The following is an 18,725-nucleotide window of genomic DNA, read 5'->3' on the forward strand; positions in this document are numbered from 1 at the left end:
GCGGTCGTGCGGCCGCTGATCGCAGAACTGCAGAATTGCCGCACGGCGTCGAAATTGTCTGCGCAAGGCAGATTTTTAATCGCAGCCGGGCACTTTCGGTATCATGACGCGGTCAATTTCCAGCGGCGAGCATGCGCTCGCTGCTCATCGCCCGCAAGGCTGCTGACGCGGCCGCTTCCGCCACGCTCACATTCGCTTAATAAAGGACGCTTTTTGGACACGCTGCTACAGTTCGCCAACCTTGTCTTGCACATCGACAAGTTTCTGGGAGTCTTTATTCACGAGTACGGCGCCTGGGTCTACGCGGTGCTGTTTCTGATCGTGTTCTGCGAAACCGGGCTGGTCGTCCTGCCGTTTCTGCCGGGCGATTCACTGCTGTTCATCGGCGGTGCTTTTTGTGCGACCGGCGAAATGAATCTCGGTTTGCTGATCGTGCTGCTGCTCGTCGCTGCGATCACCGGCAACACGGTTAACTACATGGTCGGGCGGTCCATCGGGCCGCGGGTGTTCAATTCGCGCATCCCTTTCCTTGAGCGCTTCCTCGACCGCAGCGCGCTGCAGAAGACTCATAACTTCTACGAGAAGCATGGCGGCAAGACCATCGTGCTGGCGCGTTTCATTCCGGTGGTGCGGACTTTCGCCCCATTCGTGGCGGGCGCGTCGGAGATGACGGTTAGCCGGTTCCAGCTTTTCAATGTCCTGGGTGCGCTGCTCTGGGTGTTGCTGCTGGTGTTCCTCGGTTACTTCTTCGGCAACATTCCGTTCATCCGGCAGTATTTGAACCTGATCGTGCTGGTGGGTATCGGCGCGGCCGTGGTGCCGGTTGTGCTCGGCGCGCTGTGGAAAGTGACGCGCAAGAAGAGCGACGCGGCCAAGTCGGGTAGCCGCTAACGCTTCACGTAGTACGAAGCTGAACGAACAAACGGCGTCACGAATCTCGCGACGCCGTTTTCGTTTTGCGGTCGGGCTTCTGGTCAGTTGAAGCGCTGAGGCAGCGAACAACGCTTCACCTTAGCGGACGTCAGCCTCGATCCAGAGACCTGAGCCCCGATCGTGCTCAACTGACGATACGCGGCGCAAGCGGTGTTTCCGGTGTCGGATAGCCTGCGTCCTTGAAGGTCTGGATGATCGCGCGGTTGGTGTCGAAGTAGACCTGCCAGTAATGATCGGTATGCGTGTAGGGCCGCACGCACAGCAACGGTCCTTCCGGCGTGAAGCTCAGTACTTCGATATCCGGTGCGGGACTCTCGGCCACGTTGGGGATCTGCGTAACGGCCGCCTTCAACCGGACCATCGCATCCGTAGGATCGACGCCGTTCGCAATCTTCGCGGTCAGCTCGACGCGCCGTACCGGCAATGCGCTGTAGTTCGAGATCGTGTCCGAAAAGATCTTGTTGTTGCCCACGATGGTTACCACATTGTCGGGCGTCACGATGGTTGTGCCGAACAGGCCTAGTTCCGAGACCGTGCCCGTGACGCCGCCCGCCATGACGAAATCCCCCACCTTGAACGGCCGCAATACCTGCATGAAGATGCCTGCCGCGAAGTGCGCGAGCAAGCCGCCCCACGCCGTGCCGATTGCAAGACCGAGGCCAGCGAGCAATGCGGCGAACGAGGTAGTCTGGACGCCGAACACCTGCAGGATCGCAAGGATCAGCAGCAGGTTCAGCAGTGCGCCGAGAATCGAACCGAGGTAATGAGCGAGTGTTGGATCGACGTGGCCGTTTTTCGACAGCAGTTTGCGAAGCAAGCCGGTGATGAGCCCGATGACCCACCGGCCGACGATCCACAAGACAATTGCGCCGAGTACCTTGGTGCCGAGGTCGATGCCTCGGGTCGTGATGAACACGCGTACGGTTTCGAGATCCAAGATGTTCCTCGCTGGTTGAGTTGCCTTCGACTGATTGAACGGCGGTAGTGCAATACAGCGGCAAATGCCCGGCGACGGGCGCAAGCGGCAAATCTCGATCTTCGAAAGTTATACGCGACGGCGCGCGCAACCGCAAGGTCCGTTCCTATTGATGATGCGGATTGCGTAAGGGAAGAAAACGGGCCGCGTAGGGCTACATCGGCAGTTGAGATTCGGAGTACGGGGACGTGCGAATGACCAGCGTGTTGTTGTTAGTTTTGGTGGCGCGCGCGCGACGTGCCACATAGCGCGACGCCAATGCGGCAATGGCAGCAAGCACATACGCGCTGGCGCGTTCGAAGAACGCGGCCGGCGTGCTGAATTTGCCATAGCGGCTCTGCGCATCGGCGAACACGAGAAAGGTTAGCGCGGCATCGAGCAGCAAGGCGGCCGAAATCATTGCGACGAAAATGTGCGCACCATTGAGCGCGGCGCCGGGTACGAACCGGTTGCACAGATGACATGCGCTCAGCACGATAGCCAGCAAAACAAGGTTCGAGATGAGGTCGAACAGAAAATTGGTCACGTTGACAGAATGAAAGCGCAGGGATCTGCGGCGTTGCCAAAGCGTCTGCTCACGCAGCGTTGCAGCGTGATTCGCAGAATCGGCGACGATCATTGCACGTCTTCACGTCTCAATAAATATCAATGTTCGGAGTCCGTTGTATCTGTTTCGTATCGAAGAGGCGTGATGTAAGAGGGTGCCCGTGGGTGCGTGGGGTATTGTGATTGGCGCTGTGAGAATGCTTCGCGCGCGTGTAAAGAGTGCGGCGATATCGTTCCGATTTCGTCGCTTTCGTCGATTTCGCTCGTCACTTAAACGGCGTTTCTCGCGACGCCATTCGGTTGGGCGATACGGGCGAACGGTGACGGCGTGATTCGCCGAGACCTCGCGCGGATTCGAGCCGCAAAAAGAAAAGGGCTTGCACGCTGACGCGTGCAAGCCCTTGAATCTTTTGGTAGGCCGTACGGGATTCGAACCTGTGACCAACGGATTAAAAGTCCGCTGCTCTACCAGCTGAGCTAACGACCCAAAAGAGAAGCGAGATTATAGCGATAGGACCTATGGCCTGTCAACCCATGGTGGTGAGTCGAGCTTTCCGCACTTCAGATAGTGAAAAGCCCGAGGTATCGCTACCCCGGGCTTTCCGGCGAGAGGCGCGCGTGGCCGTTAATTTGGAGACTGCGCAGCCACTGCGCGTTACATCAACTGCCAAACCCTGTACGACTACTTGATCTGCGACAGCTTGCTCTGAGCCGACTGCGCGACGTCCGAGCCGCCGTACTGCGCGACGATCTGCTCCAGCGTCTTCTTGGCCGCAGCCTTCTGACCTTGCTCAAGCTGATTGTTCGCAATCGCGAGCAGCGCTTCCGGCGCACGCGGATGCTGCGGATACTTAGCCACCACACCTTGCCAGGTCGCCGTTGAGCCCTTGTAGTCGCGCAGCGCATACAGCGCGTTGCCGAGCCAGTACTGCGCGGTCGGCTGGTAAGGACTGTTCGGAAACTTGGAGATGAAGCTGCGGAACGAGGCCGCCGCATTCTTGAAGTCGCCGTTGCGGAACAACTGTGACGCCGCATTGAACGAATCGGTTTCGCCCGGCTGCACCTCACCCTGGACGCCATCCACCGTCTGTTGCTGCGGCTCGAATTTCTTCAGGCGCGTGTCCAGATCGGTGTAGTAGTCCTTCTGCTGTTTTTGCAGCGTGGTGAGTTGGTTGCCCATATCCTCGTTCTGCCCACGCAACGTTGCGACCTGCTGATTCAACTGGTCGAGGCGGTTGGACTGATCGAGGATCGTGCGCTGTGCGGCCGACAATTGGCTCGACAGGCTATCGGTCTTCGAACGCAGATCGAGAATGGCCTGACGGGCCTGATCGTCGTCAAAGATGCCCGCATGCGCAGGCATAGCCGCGAAGGCCGTGCCCGCGACGCAGGCCGCTGCGGCAAACCGCAGCCAGGAGAAACGATGCGTCATTCGGCTCATCACCTGTTACTTACTGTTGGTACACGAGGTCGGCGCGGCGGTTTTGTGCCCACGACGATTCGTCATGACCGGTAGCTTGCGGCTTTTCCTTGCCGAGGCTCACGGCTTCCATTTGCGAGTCCGTCACGCCCATCAGCGACAGCGAACGGCGCACCGCTTCAGCACGCTTCTGACCGAGTGCCAGGTTGTACTCGCTGGTACCGCGTTCGTCGGTGTTGCCCTGGATCAGGACGTGACGTTGCGGGTGGCTCTTCAGGTATTGCGCGTGTTGTTGCAGCAGCGATTGATAGTCGTCCTTGACCGAGTAGCTGTCGAAGTCGAAGTAGATGCTGCGCTTGGCAAGCGGGCTGTTCGGATCGTTCAGCGGATCGACGTTGACCTGAGCGACATCGGTCGGATTCGGTTGCGTCGAAACTGCACCACCCTTGTTAGCGTTTTCGTCGAGCTTGACGCCCGAGTGACATGCGGCCAACGCACCGACCATCAATACGGCAAATGCGAAACGAAGTTTTGACATCATTTTGTTACTCTCCTTGTGTTGTTGCATGAACGTTACTGCATAAACGGGCCCCAGGATGGCTCGCGTACGCTGCCACCCTGAACGGAAAGGACCTGCCGAGTGCGACCGTCGGTCGATACTGCGGCCAACACGCCACGGCCGTTCACCTCTGTGGCGTAAAGAATGTACTGACCGTTCGCCGCGAAGCTCGGCGATTCGTCATGTGTGGTGTCCGTCAGGCCCGTTGCCGTGTTGCCTTGCAGGTCCTGGATATACAGCCTGAAGCCGCCGCCGACGCGCGAAATATAGGCGAGCTGCTTGCCGTCCGGGCTCACGCGCGGGCTGGTGTTGTAGTTGCCCGTGAAGGTCACGCGTTGCGCGGCGCCGGCGTTCTCGCCCTGGGCCGACATCTTGTAGATCTGCGGTTGGCCGCCACGGTCGCTGGTGAAATAGATTGACTGGCCGTCAGGAGAGAAGCACGGTTCAGTGTCGATCGAGCTGCCTTGCGTCAGGCGCCGCAGGCCGCTGCCGTCCGCATTGACGGCGAAAATCTGCGTGTTGCCGGTGCGCGAAAGCGCGACGGCCAGCGTGCGGCCGTCCGGCGACCATGCCGGCGCACTGTTGTTACCCTTCTGGTCCGATACGACCACGCGACGGCCCGTAGGCAGGTCGTGGATGTAGACGATCGGCTTCTTCTTTTCGAACGAAACGTAAGCGACCTTGGTGCCGTCAGGCGACCAGGCGGGCGAGATGATCGGCTCGGGGCTCGACAGCGCGATGTGCGCGTCCTGGCCGTCCGAATCGGAGATCTGCAACTGATAACGGCCACCGGTCTTGATGACGTACGAGAGGCGCGTGGCGAACACGCCGCGGCCGCCCATCAGCTTCGCGTAGATATAGTCCGCAACCTTGTGTGCGCTCATGCGCAAGCCGCTTTCCGGGCTCACCAGCACGAGGCCGCCCAGGCTTTCGCCCTTGACTGTGTCGTACAGCTTGAAGCGCACTTCGTACTGGCCGTTCGGCAAGCGGTTCACGCTGCCCGACACGAACGCGTTGGCGCCCTTGGCCTTCCAGCTGCCGAGGTCGACGGAATCGGTTTCCGCGACGGGCGTGCTGCCCGCGTCGATGTTCGTGAATTTGCCGCTGCGTTGCAGATCCTGACGCACGATCGTACTGACCTGCTGCGGCGAGTTCGCTTCATTGGCGAAATTCGCCGTTGCGATCGGAAACTGGGTGGACCCGACGCCTGTCACGAGGACGTTGAGTTGTGCGTGGGCGGCGCCGCCGACGGCGATCAGGCACGATGCTACAAGTGTCCGCAGGCCTAACTTGGTCATCAAACTCATGCTGAATGGTTTCCCCAAAAACGGTTTTACTAACACTTCACGACAGCAGAGAGACCCGAAAACATCTAATTCGTTCCCGGGCGCGCCGCGCTGGGCGGGGCGCGGCGTCTGCTGTCAACTGACTGTCAAACTGTTGCAATCAACCTGCCGGGCGCAACGTAATCTTGAAGCTGGTCGGCGTCTTCCCGTCGATGTCCTGAGGCATCGGATTGGAACGCTGGACGGCCCGCAGTGCCGCATCGTCCCACGCCGAGTTGCCGCTGCTGCGGGCGATCTGCGCGTCCAGCAGCGTGCCTGTCGGCGAGCAGCGCACGGAGATGACGGTCTCCAGACCTTCCGTTTCGCCACCCCACGAGATATTCGGGCGCACCACACGACGCACCTTGTCCGCGTAACCCGGCGATGTCGCCGTGCCACCCGAGCCGCTACCCGTGCCGCTCTTCGCGAGTCCATTGCCGGTCGAACCTGGGGCGCCTGCCGAACCTTGCATCTGGGCAAGCCGCTCACGACGTTCCGCATCCAGCTTCTTGGCTTGCGCCGCTGCATCGGCCTGCGCCTTGGCCTTCGCCGCTTTCTGCGCATCGGCCTTCTTCTGCGCCTCAGCGTCGGCTTGTTTCTGCTGCTCCTGCTGCTGCTTTTGCTGGTCGGCCAATTGCTGTTGTTTCAGCTTGTCGGCCTGCTGCTGTTGCTGTTGTTGAAACTGTTTCTGCTTGGCCGCGGCCGCTTTTTGCGCAGCCTGATCGGCCGCCAGTTGCTGCTGGCGCTTCGCCTCGGCTTCCTGCTGGGCTTGCAGCTTCTGCTGTCGCAGTTGCTCGGCCAGTTGCGCCTGACGGGCCACTTCCTGTTGCTGGCGTTTCTTTTCCTGCAACGCGATGTCGGCCTGTTCATCCGGCAGCGGCGGGGCAGGGGCGACGGGAACGGGCGGCGGTGGGGGCGGGCGCGGAATCGCCGAGTCCGGCACCTCGGTCCACAGTTCGGCCTCCGCGCCTGCCGGCGTGCTGTTCTGCCATTGAATGCCGTGATACAGGAAGAACCCGAGCAGCGCGTGCATCACCAGGGCGAACACAAAGGCTCGCCAGGTGCCGCGTTCACGCGGCGGCTGAAGCGGGTATTCGGAATTCTTGCGGATCATTGTGATTTGACGAGCAATCCAACGCGCTTGACACCCTGAGCCTTCAACTCGGACATCACGTTCATCACGACTTCATACTTCACGGTCTTGTCGGCGGCGATCACGACAGGCTGGTCAGGGTGCGACTGTGCGCGGTCGGCGATAAAGCCGTGCAGACCAGCCTTGGTCATGTCTTCCTGCTGCTGCGCGCCCGCGTCGTCCTTGTATTTGACGCTCATATTGCCGTCCGCGCGAATATTGACGATCACAGGCGGGGTTTGCTGCTGAGGCGCGGCGCCGCCGACGGTCGGCAGATTGACGATCGACGGGGCGACGAGCGGCGCGGTCACCATGAAGATCACGAGTAGGACGAGCATCACGTCGATGTACGGCACGACATTGATGTCGGCCATCGCGCGGCGCTGACGGGAACCGCGCATGCTGGAGGAAGAGCCTGCCATCGTGGACTCCTTAATGTGCCTGACGCTGCAAAATGTTCGAGAACTCTTCGATGAAGGTCTCGAAGCGGATCGCCAGACGGTCGATGTCGTGCGCGTAGCGGTTGTAGGCGACCACGGCCGGAATCGCAGCGAACAGGCCGATTGCGGTGGCGGTCAGCGCTTCGGCAATGCCTGGAGCTACGTTCGCAAGCGTAGCCTGTTGCACGTTGGCGAGGCCGCGGAACGCATTCATGATCCCCCACACCGTGCCGAACAGACCGATATACGGGCTGACCGAGCCGACCGACGCGAGAAACGCCAGATTTGCCTCGAGCACGTCCATTTCACGCTGGAACGCGGCGCGCATGGCACGGCGTGCGCCGTCCAGAATCGCGCCTGAATCGTTCAGGCGCTTTTCCTTGCCCTTGAGGAATTCGCGCATGCCGGACTCGAAAATCCGTTCCAGTGCGCCGATCGTGTGGCGGTTGTTCGCGGCGCTCTGATAGAGCGCCTGCAGGTCGCCGCCCGACCAGAAATCGCGTTCGAAGCGCTCAGTTTGCGCGCGCGCCCGGCGGATCGCAAACCACTTGCGGAAGATGAAAGTCCACGACAACAGCGACAGCAGAAGCAGCAGCGCCATGACGGCCTGCGCCAGCAGGCTCGCATTGAGTACGAGAGAAACGATCGACAGATCTTGTGTAGTGTTCATAAAGGTTCGTTTTAACGTCCCGGAAGGGGGCGTCCGGCTGCAAGGCCGCTCGAAGCTTGCCGTGAGCAAAACGGAAGCATCGGCGATATTGCAAGCCGAACCATGCTTTGTGTTGCTTGATCGATACGAGTTCACTGGCCCCGTAACAACGGGGTTCAGTCGTTGTCCGTTGACATGCCACCGTCGTTCACGCCCGGCCCGCGCCGCAAAGCCGCGAGAACCGGCGGAGGAATCGCGACCGGCCGCAGCGCAACGCGCTCGACGCAGCCGACCCGGATGGAGCCGGTAGCAAGCAGCGTGCCGTCGCGCCACGCTTCCTGCGCAAAATCGACCGACGCGCGGCCAAGACGTTCGATTCGGCTCACCACTTTGACGACATCGTCGAGCCGGGCCGGTGCCCGATAGTCGACTGCGGTGCTGCGCACGATGAAGATTGCGCCCGATTCGCCGGCGAGACGGTTCTGGTCGACGCCGCACGCGCGTAGCCATTCAGTGCGCGCACGTTCGAAAAACTTCAGATAATTCGCGTAAAACACGATGCCGCCGGCGTCGGTATCTTCGTAGTACACGCGGATTGGCCACGTGAAGCCGATTTCCGTGCCGGGCTGGCTGGTCGACATATTCATGCGGCGCATTTTACCGGAACGCACACCCCGAGGTCTGTTTCAAGATGTGCGCCCCGTCTGGCGGGCCTCAGCCGGGATTTCAGCCGCGATGAACGGACAAAGCGGAGAAGGATTGGGCCACCGGCATCAGCTCGATCGTGTTGATGTTGACGTGAGCGGGGCGCGTGGCGATCCAGTAGATCGAGTCGGCGATATCTTCGGGTGTCAGCGGTTGTACGTTCTCGTACATCTTGGCCGCTTTTTCGTCGTTGCCACGGAAACGCACGTTCGAGAACTCGGTGCCGCCACACAGGCCCGGCTCGATGTCGGTCACGCGCAGTGCCGTGCCGGCCAGATCGGCCCGCAGATTCAGACTGAACTGGCGCACGAACGCCTTGGTTGCGCCGTACACGTTGCCGCCCGCGTAAGGCCAGCTGCCGGCCGCCGAGCCCAGATTGAAAATGTGCCCGCGGTTGCGCTCCACCATGCCGGGCAGGAGCGCATGCGTGACCTGCACGAGGCCGGTGCAGTTGGTCTCGATCATGGTGTTCCACTCGTCCAGACTCGCTCTTTGCGCCGGCTCGATGCCGAGCGCGAGGCCGGCGTTATTGACGAGCACGTCGAGTGCGGCGAAATCGGCGGGCAACGAAGCCGGCACGGCCTCGACGCCGGCGCGGTCGCGCACGTCGAGTTCATACGGCAGAAGGGCGTCGCCGAGTTCGTCGGCGAGTGCCTGCAGGCGGTCCTTGCGGCGCGCGGTGGCGACGACACGATGGCCGCCCTTGACGAAAGCACGAGCGATAGCGGCGCCAAATCCTGCGGACGCTCCGGTGACGAACACGATCATTGCAGTTCCCTGGTTGGTAGGAGAGAAAGGCCCCAAGCCTACTTCCAATGCGGCGCTGCGGCAAGGATGAACCACTCGCACGACTGGCTGCGGCAGTGACGCGAAGCGGGTGCCGGGCGCGCTTTCATCAGACGTTTGCGCGCCACTCGCAGCGGCGCCAGGATCGGCTTCGCGAGCGAGCGCCGGCCCGGCAGGAAGCCGGTTGCCTATTCGATCCTCTTCCAATAAACTAACGCGCTCATCCCTGCGTGACTGGCGATAGAACCGATTCGAGCAATCGGGTTCAAGGTGGAGCAACCCACCGTGAAGCGCAGGGAGCCGTTTTGCCGTTCGCCTGGGCAGCCGTGATCCGCGCGCATTGATCTGCGCTGACGGTGGCTGTCCTGCCTCGCGTGTGCGGCGTCTCTCCATCCGCCACGTCAGGGCTGGCCCAGCCGCCAGCAGCGCTGCGTACCCTCTACGCAAGATTCGGCGCACGATCCGGTCAACCTGCACACACTCAACGGAATCCGTATGTTTGATAGAGCCCAAAGCACCATCGCCAACGTCGATCCTGAACTCTGGAAGGTCATCGAGCAGGAAAACCGCCGTCAGGAAGAGCACATCGAACTGATCGCGTCGGAAAACTACACGAGCCCGGCCGTGATGGCTGCGCAAGGCTCGCAACTCACGAACAAGTACGCCGAAGGGTATCCGGGCAAGCGTTACTACGGCGGTTGCGAATATGTCGACGTCGCCGAGCAACTGGCGATCGACCGCGTGAAGCAACTGTTCGGCGCCGAAGCCGCCAACGTGCAGCCGAACTCCGGCTCGCAGGCGAACCAGGGCGTGTTCTTCGCCATGCTCAAGCCGGGCGACACGATCATGGGCATGAGCCTCGCGCATGGTGGTCACCTGACCCACGGTTCGCCGGTCAACATGTCGGGCAAGTGGTTCAACGTGGTGAGCTACGGCCTGAACGAAGCCGAAGACATCGACTACGACGCTGCTGAGAAGCTGGCTCAGGAGCACAAGCCGAAGCTGATCGTGGCCGGCGCGTCGGCGTTTTCGCTGCGCATCGACTTCGAACGGATGTCGAAGATCGCCAAGTCGGTCGGCGCGTATTTCATGGTCGACATGGCGCACTATGCCGGCTTGATCGCCGCGGGCGTCTACCCGAACCCGGTGCCGCACGCCGATTTCGTCACCACCACCACGCACAAGAGCCTGCGCGGCCCGCGCGGTGGCGTGATCCTGATGAAGGCCGAGTTCGAAAAGCAGATCAATTCGGCAATTTTCCCGGGCATTCAAGGTGGTCCGCTGATGCACGTGATCGCCGGCAAGGCCGTCGCGTTCAAGGAAGCCCTGTCGCCGGAGTTCAAGGCGTATCAGCAGCAGGTCGTCGAGAACGCGCGCGTGCTGGCTGAAACGCTGGTCAAGCGCGGACTGCGCATCGTGTCTGGTCGCACTGAAAGCCACGTGATGCTGGTCGACCTGCGCGCGAAGAAGATCACCGGCAAGGCAGCGGAAGCGGCGCTCGGCGCGGCGCATATCACGGTCAACAAGAACGCGATTCCGAACGACCCGGAAAAGCCGTTCGTCACGAGCGGTGTGCGTCTCGGCTCGCCGGCCATGACCACGCGTGGCTTTGGCGTGAAGGAAGCGGAGCAGGTGGGTAACCTGATCGCCGACGTGCTGGACAATCCGGAAGACGCAGCCACGATCGAACGTGTGCGCGCGCAAGTCGCCGAGCTGACCCAGCGCTTCCCGGTTTACCGCTAAGCCGCCATGCACTGCCCCTTCTGCCGTCACGCCGATACGCAAGTTGTGGATTCCCGCGTATCCGAAGACGGCGCGACGATTCGCCGGCGCCGCCGCTGCCCGGCCTGCGACAAACGTTTCACGACGTATGAGCGGGTCGAGCTGGCGTTGCCGTCGGTCGTCAAGAAGGATGGCAGCCGCACGGAATTCGATCGCCGCAAGATCGTCGCAAGCATGCAACTGGCGCTGCGCAAGCGCCCGGTGGCAGCAGACGCGATCGACGCGGCAGTCGCCCGCATCGAGTATCAACTGCTCGGCAGCGGCGAGCGTGAGGTGCGCAGCGAGCGCCTCGGTGAACTCGTGATGAACGAGTTGCGTGCGCTCGATACGATTGCCTATGTTCGTTTCGCTTCTGTTTACCGGCGCTTCGAAGACGTCTCCGAATTCGAAGACGTGATCGAAGAATTTCGCCGCGCCTCTTCTCCTCCCAAGCCGTCCCGCAAGCGCTGATTGCTGTCGCGCCTGAAGTTGCGCGCCAGGTTCTGTTTTCCGCTGCGTAGGTTCGCGCATCTGCATCTCCGCTCCCGTCATGGTTCGTCACGCGTGCATTTTTGCGCGGGATAGCGTCTGAGTGCCACCTGGCCGTTCGGCCGATTGTTGACCCGCTCGTGAATCGCTAGATTGGCTGCATGCTTTGAAACGATCAGGGATGCAGATGAAATGGGATGCAGTCTGTTTGCGGCCGTGCCGCGGCTTTACGCTTGTTGAAACACTGGCTGTTGTTGCGCTGCTGGCGATAATCGCGGTGATGGCGACACCGTCGTTCGTTGCATGGCACCTGCGGGACCAGGTTGACGCACGTGCGAAAGCGCTTGCCTCAACGCTCGCCTATGCGCGCAGCGAGGCATTGCGCCGCGGTGCTCGCGTCACCGTGTGCCGGATCGACGCGGCACGGCGTTGTCTTGCCGCAGGGCAAGCTTGTGGCAATGGCGTCACGGACTGGTCGTGTGGCTGGGCTGTATTGGCCGAACGGGGTGGCACGCTCTCACTACTGCGCGCGCATCCTTTGCTCGCAGCGGTCAGCATCACCGGGACGCAGACAAATCTCACGTTTACGCCGCCGGCGGGGCAGTTGATCGGCACGTTTCGCAGCTTTGAGATCGCGCCGCGCGCGCCGTCGAAAGCGACGCAAGGCGACAAGTGGCGACGCTGCATCCGCATCGCGGCGGGCGGGCGAGCGCGGATTGTCGAGGGCGCGTGTGGAGCGGCATCGTGAGCGGATATTCGTCGAATTCATGGGCGCGCAACTGCGCAGCAATGCGCTCAACGAGGCATAGGGGTAGTTCGCTGATTGAAGTGATGCTGGCCGTTGTCCTGATGGCGGTGACGGCGCTCGGGTTGATCGCCGGTCAATTGTGGACTGCGCGCGAAGCCCGTGCGATGGCAATGCGCGAGCACGCGGCATGGATAGCCGATTCCGTTGCCGAAGCAATGCGCGAGCCTTCGGCAGGCGATTCTGCGATCAGGCAATGGAGCGCGCGTGCAACGGCCTTGTTGCCGCATGGTGAGGCGTCGGTAGGGGAGCGCGGCGGTGTATCCGCCGCACGTGTCACGTGGACGGCCCTGCGCGACACGCCGCGGGCCGACGATGTCATCGACAAGCCCGAATCGTGCGGGGGTGCCGATGTTCCCCCAGGCTCCTCATGCGTTGTGCTGGCGTTCGCGAAATGACGCGGCGTATGGTTATCGCGCGTGGGCATACGCTCGTTGAGTTCGTGATTGCAATTGCGTTGGGGTTGGTGGTGACCGCCGGCGCGGTCGCGCTTTATGCAACGCAGCGTAACGTGTTCGAGCGCGCGGGTGATGCGATGCGGATCCGCGAAGCCGGCCTGGGCGCGCTTACGCTGATGGGCCAGCAAATTCAAATGGCCGGCTTTGTGCCCGCGGACGTCGTGAGGTTCAATGGTCCGCCACCGTTGTTCGGTTGTTCGGGCGGTCGCCCGACCGGCGCGGACGAGAGCGTTGCCTGCGAGGCGTTGCCGGGCCTCTCGGACGGCATCGTGGTTCGTTATGTCGGGGACAACGTTTCGACGTGGCCGTCAGCGACCGGCCAAACGACCGACTGTCTCGGCCAGGCCGTAACGAACAACAACGCGGCACTCGGCGGGCAGGGCGTATTGGTGGTCAACCGATACTTCGCGAGAGTCAGCGGGTCGACGGGTGAGCCGGAGCTTTACTGCGAAGGCAATGGCAAGGCAGGGTCCGCGCAGCCGTTGGTCGAAGGCGTCGAGCGCGTGCGATTCAGGTACTGGCTGGCCGGTGGGCTGGCCGCAATAGATGCATCGGCGGTGACGGACGGCCAATGGGCAAAGATCGTAGCGGTCGATCTCTGCGTGCTCGTCCGCGGAGCGCCGCAAGGACGGCGTATGCGCTACATAGATTGCGACGGCGCGAGCACGCTTGGCGCCGACATGCGGGCGCGGCAGGCTTTCTGGCGACGGGTGGCGATACGCAATCGCGCGGAGGATCCCCTGTGACAGAAGGGCTTTGCAATCCAACGCACCGCCGCGCGTCGTCGAAACATTTGACACGTCTTATCGGCACTGGTCGTCGATCTCGGGTTCGCAATCGCGGTACCGTCCTGCCGATCGTTTTACTGATTTCCGCGATGATGTTGACCACCTCCGCGGCCTGGTTCGAGACATCGCTTGCAGCAGCGCGCGGCTCCAACAACGTGCGCGACTATTTGCAGGCATTTCATGCCGCAGATTCGGCGCTGACCTTATGCGCCCGGAGCGTCGTCGCCGCGGCAGCTTTCGAGTCGCAGCCAGTGGCGTCGCTCTCACCCGGCGAGCCGACGCAATGGAAGCACGAAGCAGCCTTTGAAGCCGGCGCCGTCGTGCCCGTCGCGCAATGGCCGGGATCGCTGCGTGCGCCGCAATGTTTGATCGAAGCGTGGCGTCCGCGCACTCGCGCCGATGCTCGAGCCTATTTACTGACGTCGCGTGGCTTCGGCCGGACCAGAGAGTCGCAGGTGTGGTTGCAGATGGAACTCGTGATCGCAGGCGAACAGATCGAGCGCCATTGGCGTCGCGTTGCCACACACCCATTTTGACGGGAGGTTTATGGCGAGACCGCGTACATCCGCATTCACGCTACTGGAACTGATGATCACGCTGGCAATAGCCGCCACGCTGGTTGTGTTTGCCGTGCCATCGTATCGGAGCCATGTCGCGCGAACACATCGGGTCGACGCTGCGTCCGCCCTTTATCGCGCAGCGCAATTTGTCGAGGGATCGGCAAGCGATGGCCCCGCGACATTGCCGCCGGGCCTGGATCAGGCTCCGCAGTTCGGCACACCGATCTACCGGTTGCAAGTGCTACCGGCAGACGATGCAAACGGTGGTTATTCGGTAGGGGCCGTGCCGGTCGAAACCGGCCCCATGCGGGACGACGCTTGCGGCACTTTCACTCTGGACGCGACAGGGCTGCGAGGCAATAGAAGCGGCGCAAACGGTACAGCGCCGGCAAGCGGCGAATGCTGGAATACAAGCTAAGGACTCTTACTGCAGAACGCGAGTTGGCGAGTCGAGGCGTGCTAGTGCCCAAGGACCAGGTGACAAACTGCTGCTGCAAGGCGCACGCAGGAAGCGGTCGACGATCCCCGCGTTTCAGTACCCGCTATCAACCGTGTCTTCCTTGCTGTCGGCGGACGCGGCGGAATCATTCTTTATCTGCTTCCAGATTCGATACGCTTCCCAGCCGGCAAGCGCAAGGCTGCCCCATTTAAGTGCGGGTTTTGCACCTGCCGCGATAGTCGCGCGCAGCGGCTTCGCCAACAGCAGCGAAGCGATCGAACTGATGATCGGATACTGTTTGAGAAGCGCGCCAATGCTCCCTGCGTTGAGGAAGCTCGCCTTTGATCCGCGGCCCACGCGCATGCCACCGAAGCCCGGCAGAATGAATTTGAGCCAGCTGAAGTGCGTGACTGCCTGCCGCAATTCGATGGTCGCCTGAGCGAGTTCCATGCGCTCGACATCCGCGCGCACCAGCAGCAGTTCCTTGCGTAGTGCCCGCAGGTGCGGCGCACTCAGATCTCTGACCTGGTGGCGTTTGTTGCGGAATGCGGTATCGGAATGGGTTTGGCTCATGGCGTGTCGGCGGCAGTGGAGGTGGGGCAGTAAAACTGTGCTGCAAATCGCTCGAGGTGTTTGCTAAGTCTCTTCGATGGCGCAGGGCATGTTGAGGTGCGCCCATGAGCCCGTTATGCCTGCTGCGTCACGGTTTGCGGAACACGTCGCGGTCCTTTTCGAACTCGGCAAGGGTGGCTTCGAACACCATTGGGGCATTGCGCAAACCGCTGCGCGCTTTCAGCGCACAGGCTAATCCTGCAATGGCATAAACCACCGTGATGCCGGCGAGCGCCTGCCATCGGTAGGTGTCCCAGAACGCGATGGCCACCAGTGCCGTCAATGCGATCAAGGCCATTGTCGCGAGCATCATGGCCGCGAGGCCGAGGAACAGCACGCCGAGCAGACGGTCTTTTTCTTCGGCGAGTTCGATGCCGACCAGTTCAAGCCGTGTTTGCAAAATGGCAAACACGGATCCAATGATACGGCGCAACGGACTATGTTCGCCGTGCTGCGATTGTGTTTCGATCGTCATGGCTTTGGGCGTTGCGCGTGAATGCTTAGCCGGCGCGTGAAAACGAGCGCGCCAAATGAAGCGGACCGGCCAGACGTGCACCGGTCAACTCGATTCGCTGATGTGCCGGACGCGGATTCGCCCCGGCAGCCTCACCAGTGTTACTTGCGGTTGATCAACAGCCCCAGCAGTACGCCGACGCCCGCGGCGATGCCGATGGATGCCCACGGATGCTCATGCACGTAGTCGTCGGTGGCGCGTGCGGCCTTCTTGCCTTTCTCGACCACCACGACCTGCACGTCAGCCGCCTTTTCCTTAGCCTGCTTCAGGCGCGTAAGCGCCGTTTCACGCAGTTCCGAAGCGCGCTCGCCAGTAGCGCTCGCGGCCTGTTTCAGCAAATCTTCAGCGTCCGCGAGGACGGTTTTGATATCCGACATCAATCTCTCCTTGTTGACTTCCGACATTGACAGCTCCCCTTCGTCTCACGCCACGCGTGAATCGTAACCAAAGAAACGGCCGCTGGCGAGCGTAGCGCTCGATTCATGAACAATCGCACGAACCGTTCCTGGTTGAAGCAAAGCCTTAAAAACTCCACCCTTGCGGCACAGGGCTGCAAAGTTTGCTTAAGATGGAGTTGATCTGTCCCGCAAAGTTTCCACTAAATCGGTGAAAATTACAAAAACGCATAAAGTAGTGACGCGATGTTGGTTAGTTGTTCACTGTCACTCCCGTATGCTGTACTTTTGCTGCGCGTTGCGGGCGAATGCTCGCGCGGAATGTCCGAATACAATCAAGGAGCTGCAATATGAGTCTACGTCTTGGCGATATCGCACCGGATTTCGAACAGGAGTCGAGTGTCGGCCGCATCAACTTCCACGACTGGCTAGGCGATAGTTGGGGCGTGCTGTTCTCGCACCCCGCCGACTTCACGCCGGTCTGCACGACCGAATTGGGTTTGACGGCGAAGCTGGCCAGCGAATTCGAGAAGCGCAATGTGAAGACGATCGCGTTGTCGGTCGACAGTGCCGAGTCGCACAAGGAATGGATCAAGGACATCAACGAGACGCAGGCCGCCAATGTCGGCTTCCCGATTCTCGCCGACGGCGATCGCAAAGTCTCCGAGTTGTACGACATGATTCACCCGAACGCCAATGAAACCTTTACGGTCAGGTCGCTGTTCGTGATCGACCCGAAGAAAAAGGTGCGTTTGACCATTACATACCCGGCCAGCACCGGGCGCAACTTCGATGAAGTGCTGCGTGTGATCGACTCGCTGCAACTCACCGACAACCACTCGGTCGCTACGCCCGGCAACTGGAAGCAGGGAGACGATGTGGTGATCGTGCCGTCGTTGAAGGACGAAGAAGTCATCAAGCAGAAATTCCCGAAGGGCTATAAGGCCCTGCGCCCGTACCTGCGTCTGACGCCGCAGCCGAACAAGTAAGCGGCTGACGCGTCACGAAGCGCACCGCTAGCTGCAACGCGGCGGCGCAACGAAAAAAGGCCGGTTCAAAAAAGAACCGGCCTTTCCTTTCCTGCTGTTCGATTTTCCATTCAGCGGCCAGGACGAAACGCCGCCATCGGGGCACTCAGTGCATCAGAAAAACGCCTGAATCCCCGTCTGCGCGCGCCCGAGAATCAGCGCGTGAATGTCGTGCGTGCCTTCATACGTGTTCACGACTTCCAGATTGACCAGATGACGCGCGATGCCGAACTCGTCCGAGATACCGTTACCGCCGAGCATGTCGCGCGCGAGCCGTGCGATGTCCAGCGCCTTGCCGCACGAATTGCGTTTCATGATCGACGTAATTTCGACGGCGGCCGTGCCTTCATCTTTCATGCGGCCGAGACGCAGCACGCCTTGCAGGCCGAGCGTGATTTCGGTTTGCATGTCGGCGAGCTTTTTCTGGATTAACTGGTTCGCGGCGAGCGGCCGGCCGAACTGTTTGCGATCCAGCACGTACTGACGTGCCGTGTGCCAGCACGATTCCGCCGCGCCGAGCGCGCCCCAGGCAATACCGTAGCGCGCCGAGTTCAGGCACGTGAACGGACCGCGCAAGCCACTGACTTCGGGGAAGCGGTTTTCTTCCGGCACGAACACGTCGTCGAGAACAATCTCGCCGGTGATCGACGCACGCAGACCCACCTTGCTATGGATGGTCGGCGTGGACAGCCCCTTCCACCCCTTCTCGAGAATGAAGCCGCGGATCGAATCCTTGCCGTCCTCTTCGAGCTTTGCCCACACGACGAACACGTCGGCGATCGGCGAATTGGTGATCCACATCTTCGCGCCCGACAGCAAATAGCCGCCGTCCACCTTCTTCGCCCGCGTGATCATGCTGCCCGGATCGGAGCCGTGGTTCGGTTCGGTCAGGCCGAAGCAGCCGATCCATTCGCCGGTGGCGAGCTTTGGCAGGTACTTCTGCTTTTGCGCTTCCGAGCCGAATTCGTAGATCGGGACCATGACGAGTGACGACTGCACCGACATCATCGACCGGTAGCCGGAATCGACGCGCTCCACTTCACGTGCGATCAGACCGTACGCCACGTAGTTCAGACCAGGGCCGCCGTATTGCTCGGGAATCGTCGGGCCGAGCAGGCCGAGTTCGCCCATCTCGCGGAAGATCTCGATGTCGGTCTTCTCGTGACGGAACGCTTCGAGCACGCGCGGCTGCAGCTTGTCCTGCGAGTACGCGGCGGCGGCGTCGCGCACCATGCGTTCGTCTTCGGTGAGCTGCTGATCCAGCAGCAGCGGGTCTTCCCAGTGAAACTGCGCGGCCTCTGCCATGACGTATCTCCTGATTTCCTGCTTGACTAAAACGCGTTCGAGCTTGACTTAAGTTCCGCTATGCGAAACAATGTTTTGCAAACCACGCCCGAGTGTATCA

Annotated in this window: 23 protein-coding genes, 1 tRNA gene and 1 riboswitch; of the genes, 9 read left to right on the forward strand and 15 right to left on the reverse strand. The window is 61.2% G+C overall.

From position 1 onward, the window contains the following. Positions 1–213: 213 nt before the first annotated feature. Positions 214–891, forward strand: coding sequence for a DedA family protein (locus M0D64_RS34430; protein ID WP_154565853.1), 678 nt, complete (start codon positions 214–216; stop codon positions 889–891). Between the two features lie 166 nt (positions 892–1,057). Here M0D64_RS34430 and M0D64_RS34435 read toward each other — a convergent pair whose 3' ends face one another. The 11 genes from M0D64_RS34435 to ydfG form a co-directional block, all read right to left on the reverse strand. After that, positions 1,058–1,870: a mechanosensitive ion channel family protein gene (locus tag M0D64_RS34435; RefSeq protein WP_266261096.1), complete on the reverse strand. Its 813-nt coding sequence runs from the start codon at positions 1,868–1,870 to the stop codon at positions 1,058–1,060. Between the two features lie 193 nt (positions 1,871–2,063). Next, positions 2,064–2,528: a hypothetical protein gene (locus tag M0D64_RS34440; RefSeq protein ID WP_308102532.1), complete on the reverse strand. Its 465-nt coding sequence runs from the start codon at positions 2,526–2,528 to the stop codon at positions 2,064–2,066. 338 nt (positions 2,529–2,866) lie between these two features. Then, a tRNA-Lys gene (locus M0D64_RS34445) sits at positions 2,867–2,942 on the reverse strand. Between the two features lie 195 nt (positions 2,943–3,137). Then, positions 3,138–3,887, reverse strand: a complete 750-nt coding sequence (gene ybgF / locus M0D64_RS34450; RefSeq protein WP_171926338.1) for a tol-pal system protein YbgF — start codon at positions 3,885–3,887, stop codon at positions 3,138–3,140. A gap of 19 nt (positions 3,888–3,906) precedes the next feature. Then, positions 3,907–4,416 (reverse strand): peptidoglycan-associated lipoprotein Pal, encoded by a 510-nt coding sequence (pal, locus tag M0D64_RS34455; protein WP_035552920.1) that lies wholly within the window; start codon positions 4,414–4,416, stop codon positions 3,907–3,909. 32 nt (positions 4,417–4,448) lie between these two features. Next, a complete protein-coding gene (tolB, locus tag M0D64_RS34460; RefSeq protein ID WP_154565856.1) occupies positions 4,449–5,741 on the reverse strand; it encodes a Tol-Pal system beta propeller repeat protein TolB in 1,293 nt (430 codons plus the stop codon). 139 nt (positions 5,742–5,880) lie between these two features. Further along, positions 5,881–6,873: a cell envelope integrity protein TolA gene (gene tolA, locus M0D64_RS34465; protein WP_266261097.1), complete on the reverse strand. Its 993-nt coding sequence runs from the start codon at positions 6,871–6,873 to the stop codon at positions 5,881–5,883. Then, positions 6,870–7,313: a protein TolR gene (gene tolR, locus M0D64_RS34470; protein ID WP_154566574.1), complete on the reverse strand. Its 444-nt coding sequence runs from the start codon at positions 7,311–7,313 to the stop codon at positions 6,870–6,872. The genes tolA and tolR overlap by 4 nt, the downstream gene beginning before the upstream one ends. Positions 7,314–7,323: 10 nt before the next feature. Continuing rightward, positions 7,324–8,001 carry a protein TolQ gene (tolQ, locus tag M0D64_RS34475; protein ID WP_154566575.1) on the reverse strand — a complete coding sequence of 226 codons (678 nt, stop codon included), beginning with the start codon at positions 7,999–8,001 and terminating at the stop codon, positions 7,324–7,326. A 155-nt stretch (positions 8,002–8,156) separates the two neighbouring features. Next, positions 8,157–8,636 carry a tol-pal system-associated acyl-CoA thioesterase gene (gene ybgC, locus M0D64_RS34480; RefSeq protein ID WP_171929044.1) on the reverse strand — a complete coding sequence of 160 codons (480 nt, stop codon included), beginning with the start codon at positions 8,634–8,636 and terminating at the stop codon, positions 8,157–8,159. Between the two features lie 70 nt (positions 8,637–8,706). After that, positions 8,707–9,453, reverse strand: coding sequence for a bifunctional NADP-dependent 3-hydroxy acid dehydrogenase/3-hydroxypropionate dehydrogenase YdfG (gene ydfG / locus M0D64_RS34485; RefSeq protein WP_266261098.1), 747 nt, complete (start codon positions 9,451–9,453; stop codon positions 8,707–8,709). A 238-nt stretch (positions 9,454–9,691) separates the two neighbouring features. After that, a riboswitch (ZMP/ZTP riboswitch) is annotated at positions 9,692–9,800 on the forward strand. A 166-nt stretch (positions 9,801–9,966) separates the two neighbouring features. Here ydfG and glyA point away from each other — a divergent pair. From glyA to M0D64_RS34520, 7 genes are all read left to right on the forward strand, one after another. Beyond that, the gene (glyA, locus tag M0D64_RS34490; protein ID WP_154566577.1) at positions 9,967–11,214 is read left to right on the forward strand and encodes a serine hydroxymethyltransferase; all 1,248 of its coding nucleotides are present in this window, start codon (positions 9,967–9,969) and stop codon (positions 11,212–11,214) included. 6 nt (positions 11,215–11,220) lie between these two features. Further along, entirely contained in the window at positions 11,221–11,703 is a 483-nt protein-coding gene (gene nrdR, locus M0D64_RS34495; protein ID WP_027799387.1) for a transcriptional regulator NrdR, read from the forward strand. 199 nt (positions 11,704–11,902) lie between these two features. Then, positions 11,903–12,469, forward strand: a complete 567-nt coding sequence (locus M0D64_RS34500) for a GspH/FimT family pseudopilin (RefSeq protein WP_266261099.1) — start codon at positions 11,903–11,905, stop codon at positions 12,467–12,469. 41 nt (positions 12,470–12,510) lie between these two features. Then, on the forward strand, positions 12,511–12,924 hold the full coding sequence (locus tag M0D64_RS34505) for a prepilin-type N-terminal cleavage/methylation domain-containing protein (RefSeq protein ID WP_154566599.1): 414 nt from the start codon (positions 12,511–12,513) through the stop codon (positions 12,922–12,924). Next, positions 12,921–13,730: a PilW family protein gene (locus M0D64_RS34510; protein ID WP_266261100.1), complete on the forward strand. Its 810-nt coding sequence runs from the start codon at positions 12,921–12,923 to the stop codon at positions 13,728–13,730. Before M0D64_RS34505 ends, M0D64_RS34510 begins: the two co-directional genes overlap by 4 nt. Positions 13,731–13,861: 131 nt before the next feature. Then, positions 13,862–14,308 carry a hypothetical protein gene (locus M0D64_RS34515; protein WP_308102533.1) on the forward strand — a complete coding sequence of 149 codons (447 nt, stop codon included), beginning with the start codon at positions 13,862–13,864 and terminating at the stop codon, positions 14,306–14,308. A 10-nt stretch (positions 14,309–14,318) separates the two neighbouring features. Continuing rightward, positions 14,319–14,750 carry a type IV pilin protein gene (locus M0D64_RS34520; RefSeq protein WP_171929048.1) on the forward strand — a complete coding sequence of 144 codons (432 nt, stop codon included), beginning with the start codon at positions 14,319–14,321 and terminating at the stop codon, positions 14,748–14,750. A gap of 114 nt (positions 14,751–14,864) precedes the next feature. On the opposite strand, the gene M0D64_RS34525 is transcribed toward M0D64_RS34520, so the two are convergent. The 3 genes from M0D64_RS34525 to M0D64_RS34535 all read right to left on the reverse strand — a co-directional run bounded on the left by M0D64_RS34525 (position 14,865) and on the right by M0D64_RS34535 (position 16,301). Further along, a complete protein-coding gene (locus M0D64_RS34525) occupies positions 14,865–15,344 on the reverse strand; it encodes a DUF3318 domain-containing protein (RefSeq protein WP_266238359.1) in 480 nt (159 codons plus the stop codon). Positions 15,345–15,471: 127 nt separating this feature from the next. Further along, positions 15,472–15,858, reverse strand: a complete 387-nt coding sequence (locus tag M0D64_RS34530; protein WP_154566582.1) for a phage holin family protein — start codon at positions 15,856–15,858, stop codon at positions 15,472–15,474. Between the two features lie 140 nt (positions 15,859–15,998). Continuing rightward, entirely contained in the window at positions 15,999–16,301 is a 303-nt protein-coding gene (locus tag M0D64_RS34535) for a YqjD family protein (RefSeq protein WP_094780836.1), read from the reverse strand. 341 nt (positions 16,302–16,642) lie between these two features. Between M0D64_RS34535 and M0D64_RS34540 the strand changes: the two genes are divergently transcribed. Beyond that, entirely contained in the window at positions 16,643–17,281 is a 639-nt protein-coding gene (locus M0D64_RS34540) for a peroxiredoxin (protein ID WP_266261102.1), read from the forward strand. A 153-nt stretch (positions 17,282–17,434) separates the two neighbouring features. On the opposite strand, the gene M0D64_RS34545 is transcribed toward M0D64_RS34540, so the two are convergent. After that, positions 17,435–18,625, reverse strand: a complete 1,191-nt coding sequence (locus M0D64_RS34545) for an acyl-CoA dehydrogenase (protein ID WP_171929050.1) — start codon at positions 18,623–18,625, stop codon at positions 17,435–17,437. Positions 18,626–18,725 lie beyond the last annotated feature (100 nt).

This window comes from Paraburkholderia sp. WS6, from assembly GCF_030464835.1.
Classification (GTDB): Bacteria; Pseudomonadota; Gammaproteobacteria; order Burkholderiales; family Burkholderiaceae; genus Paraburkholderia; species Paraburkholderia madseniana.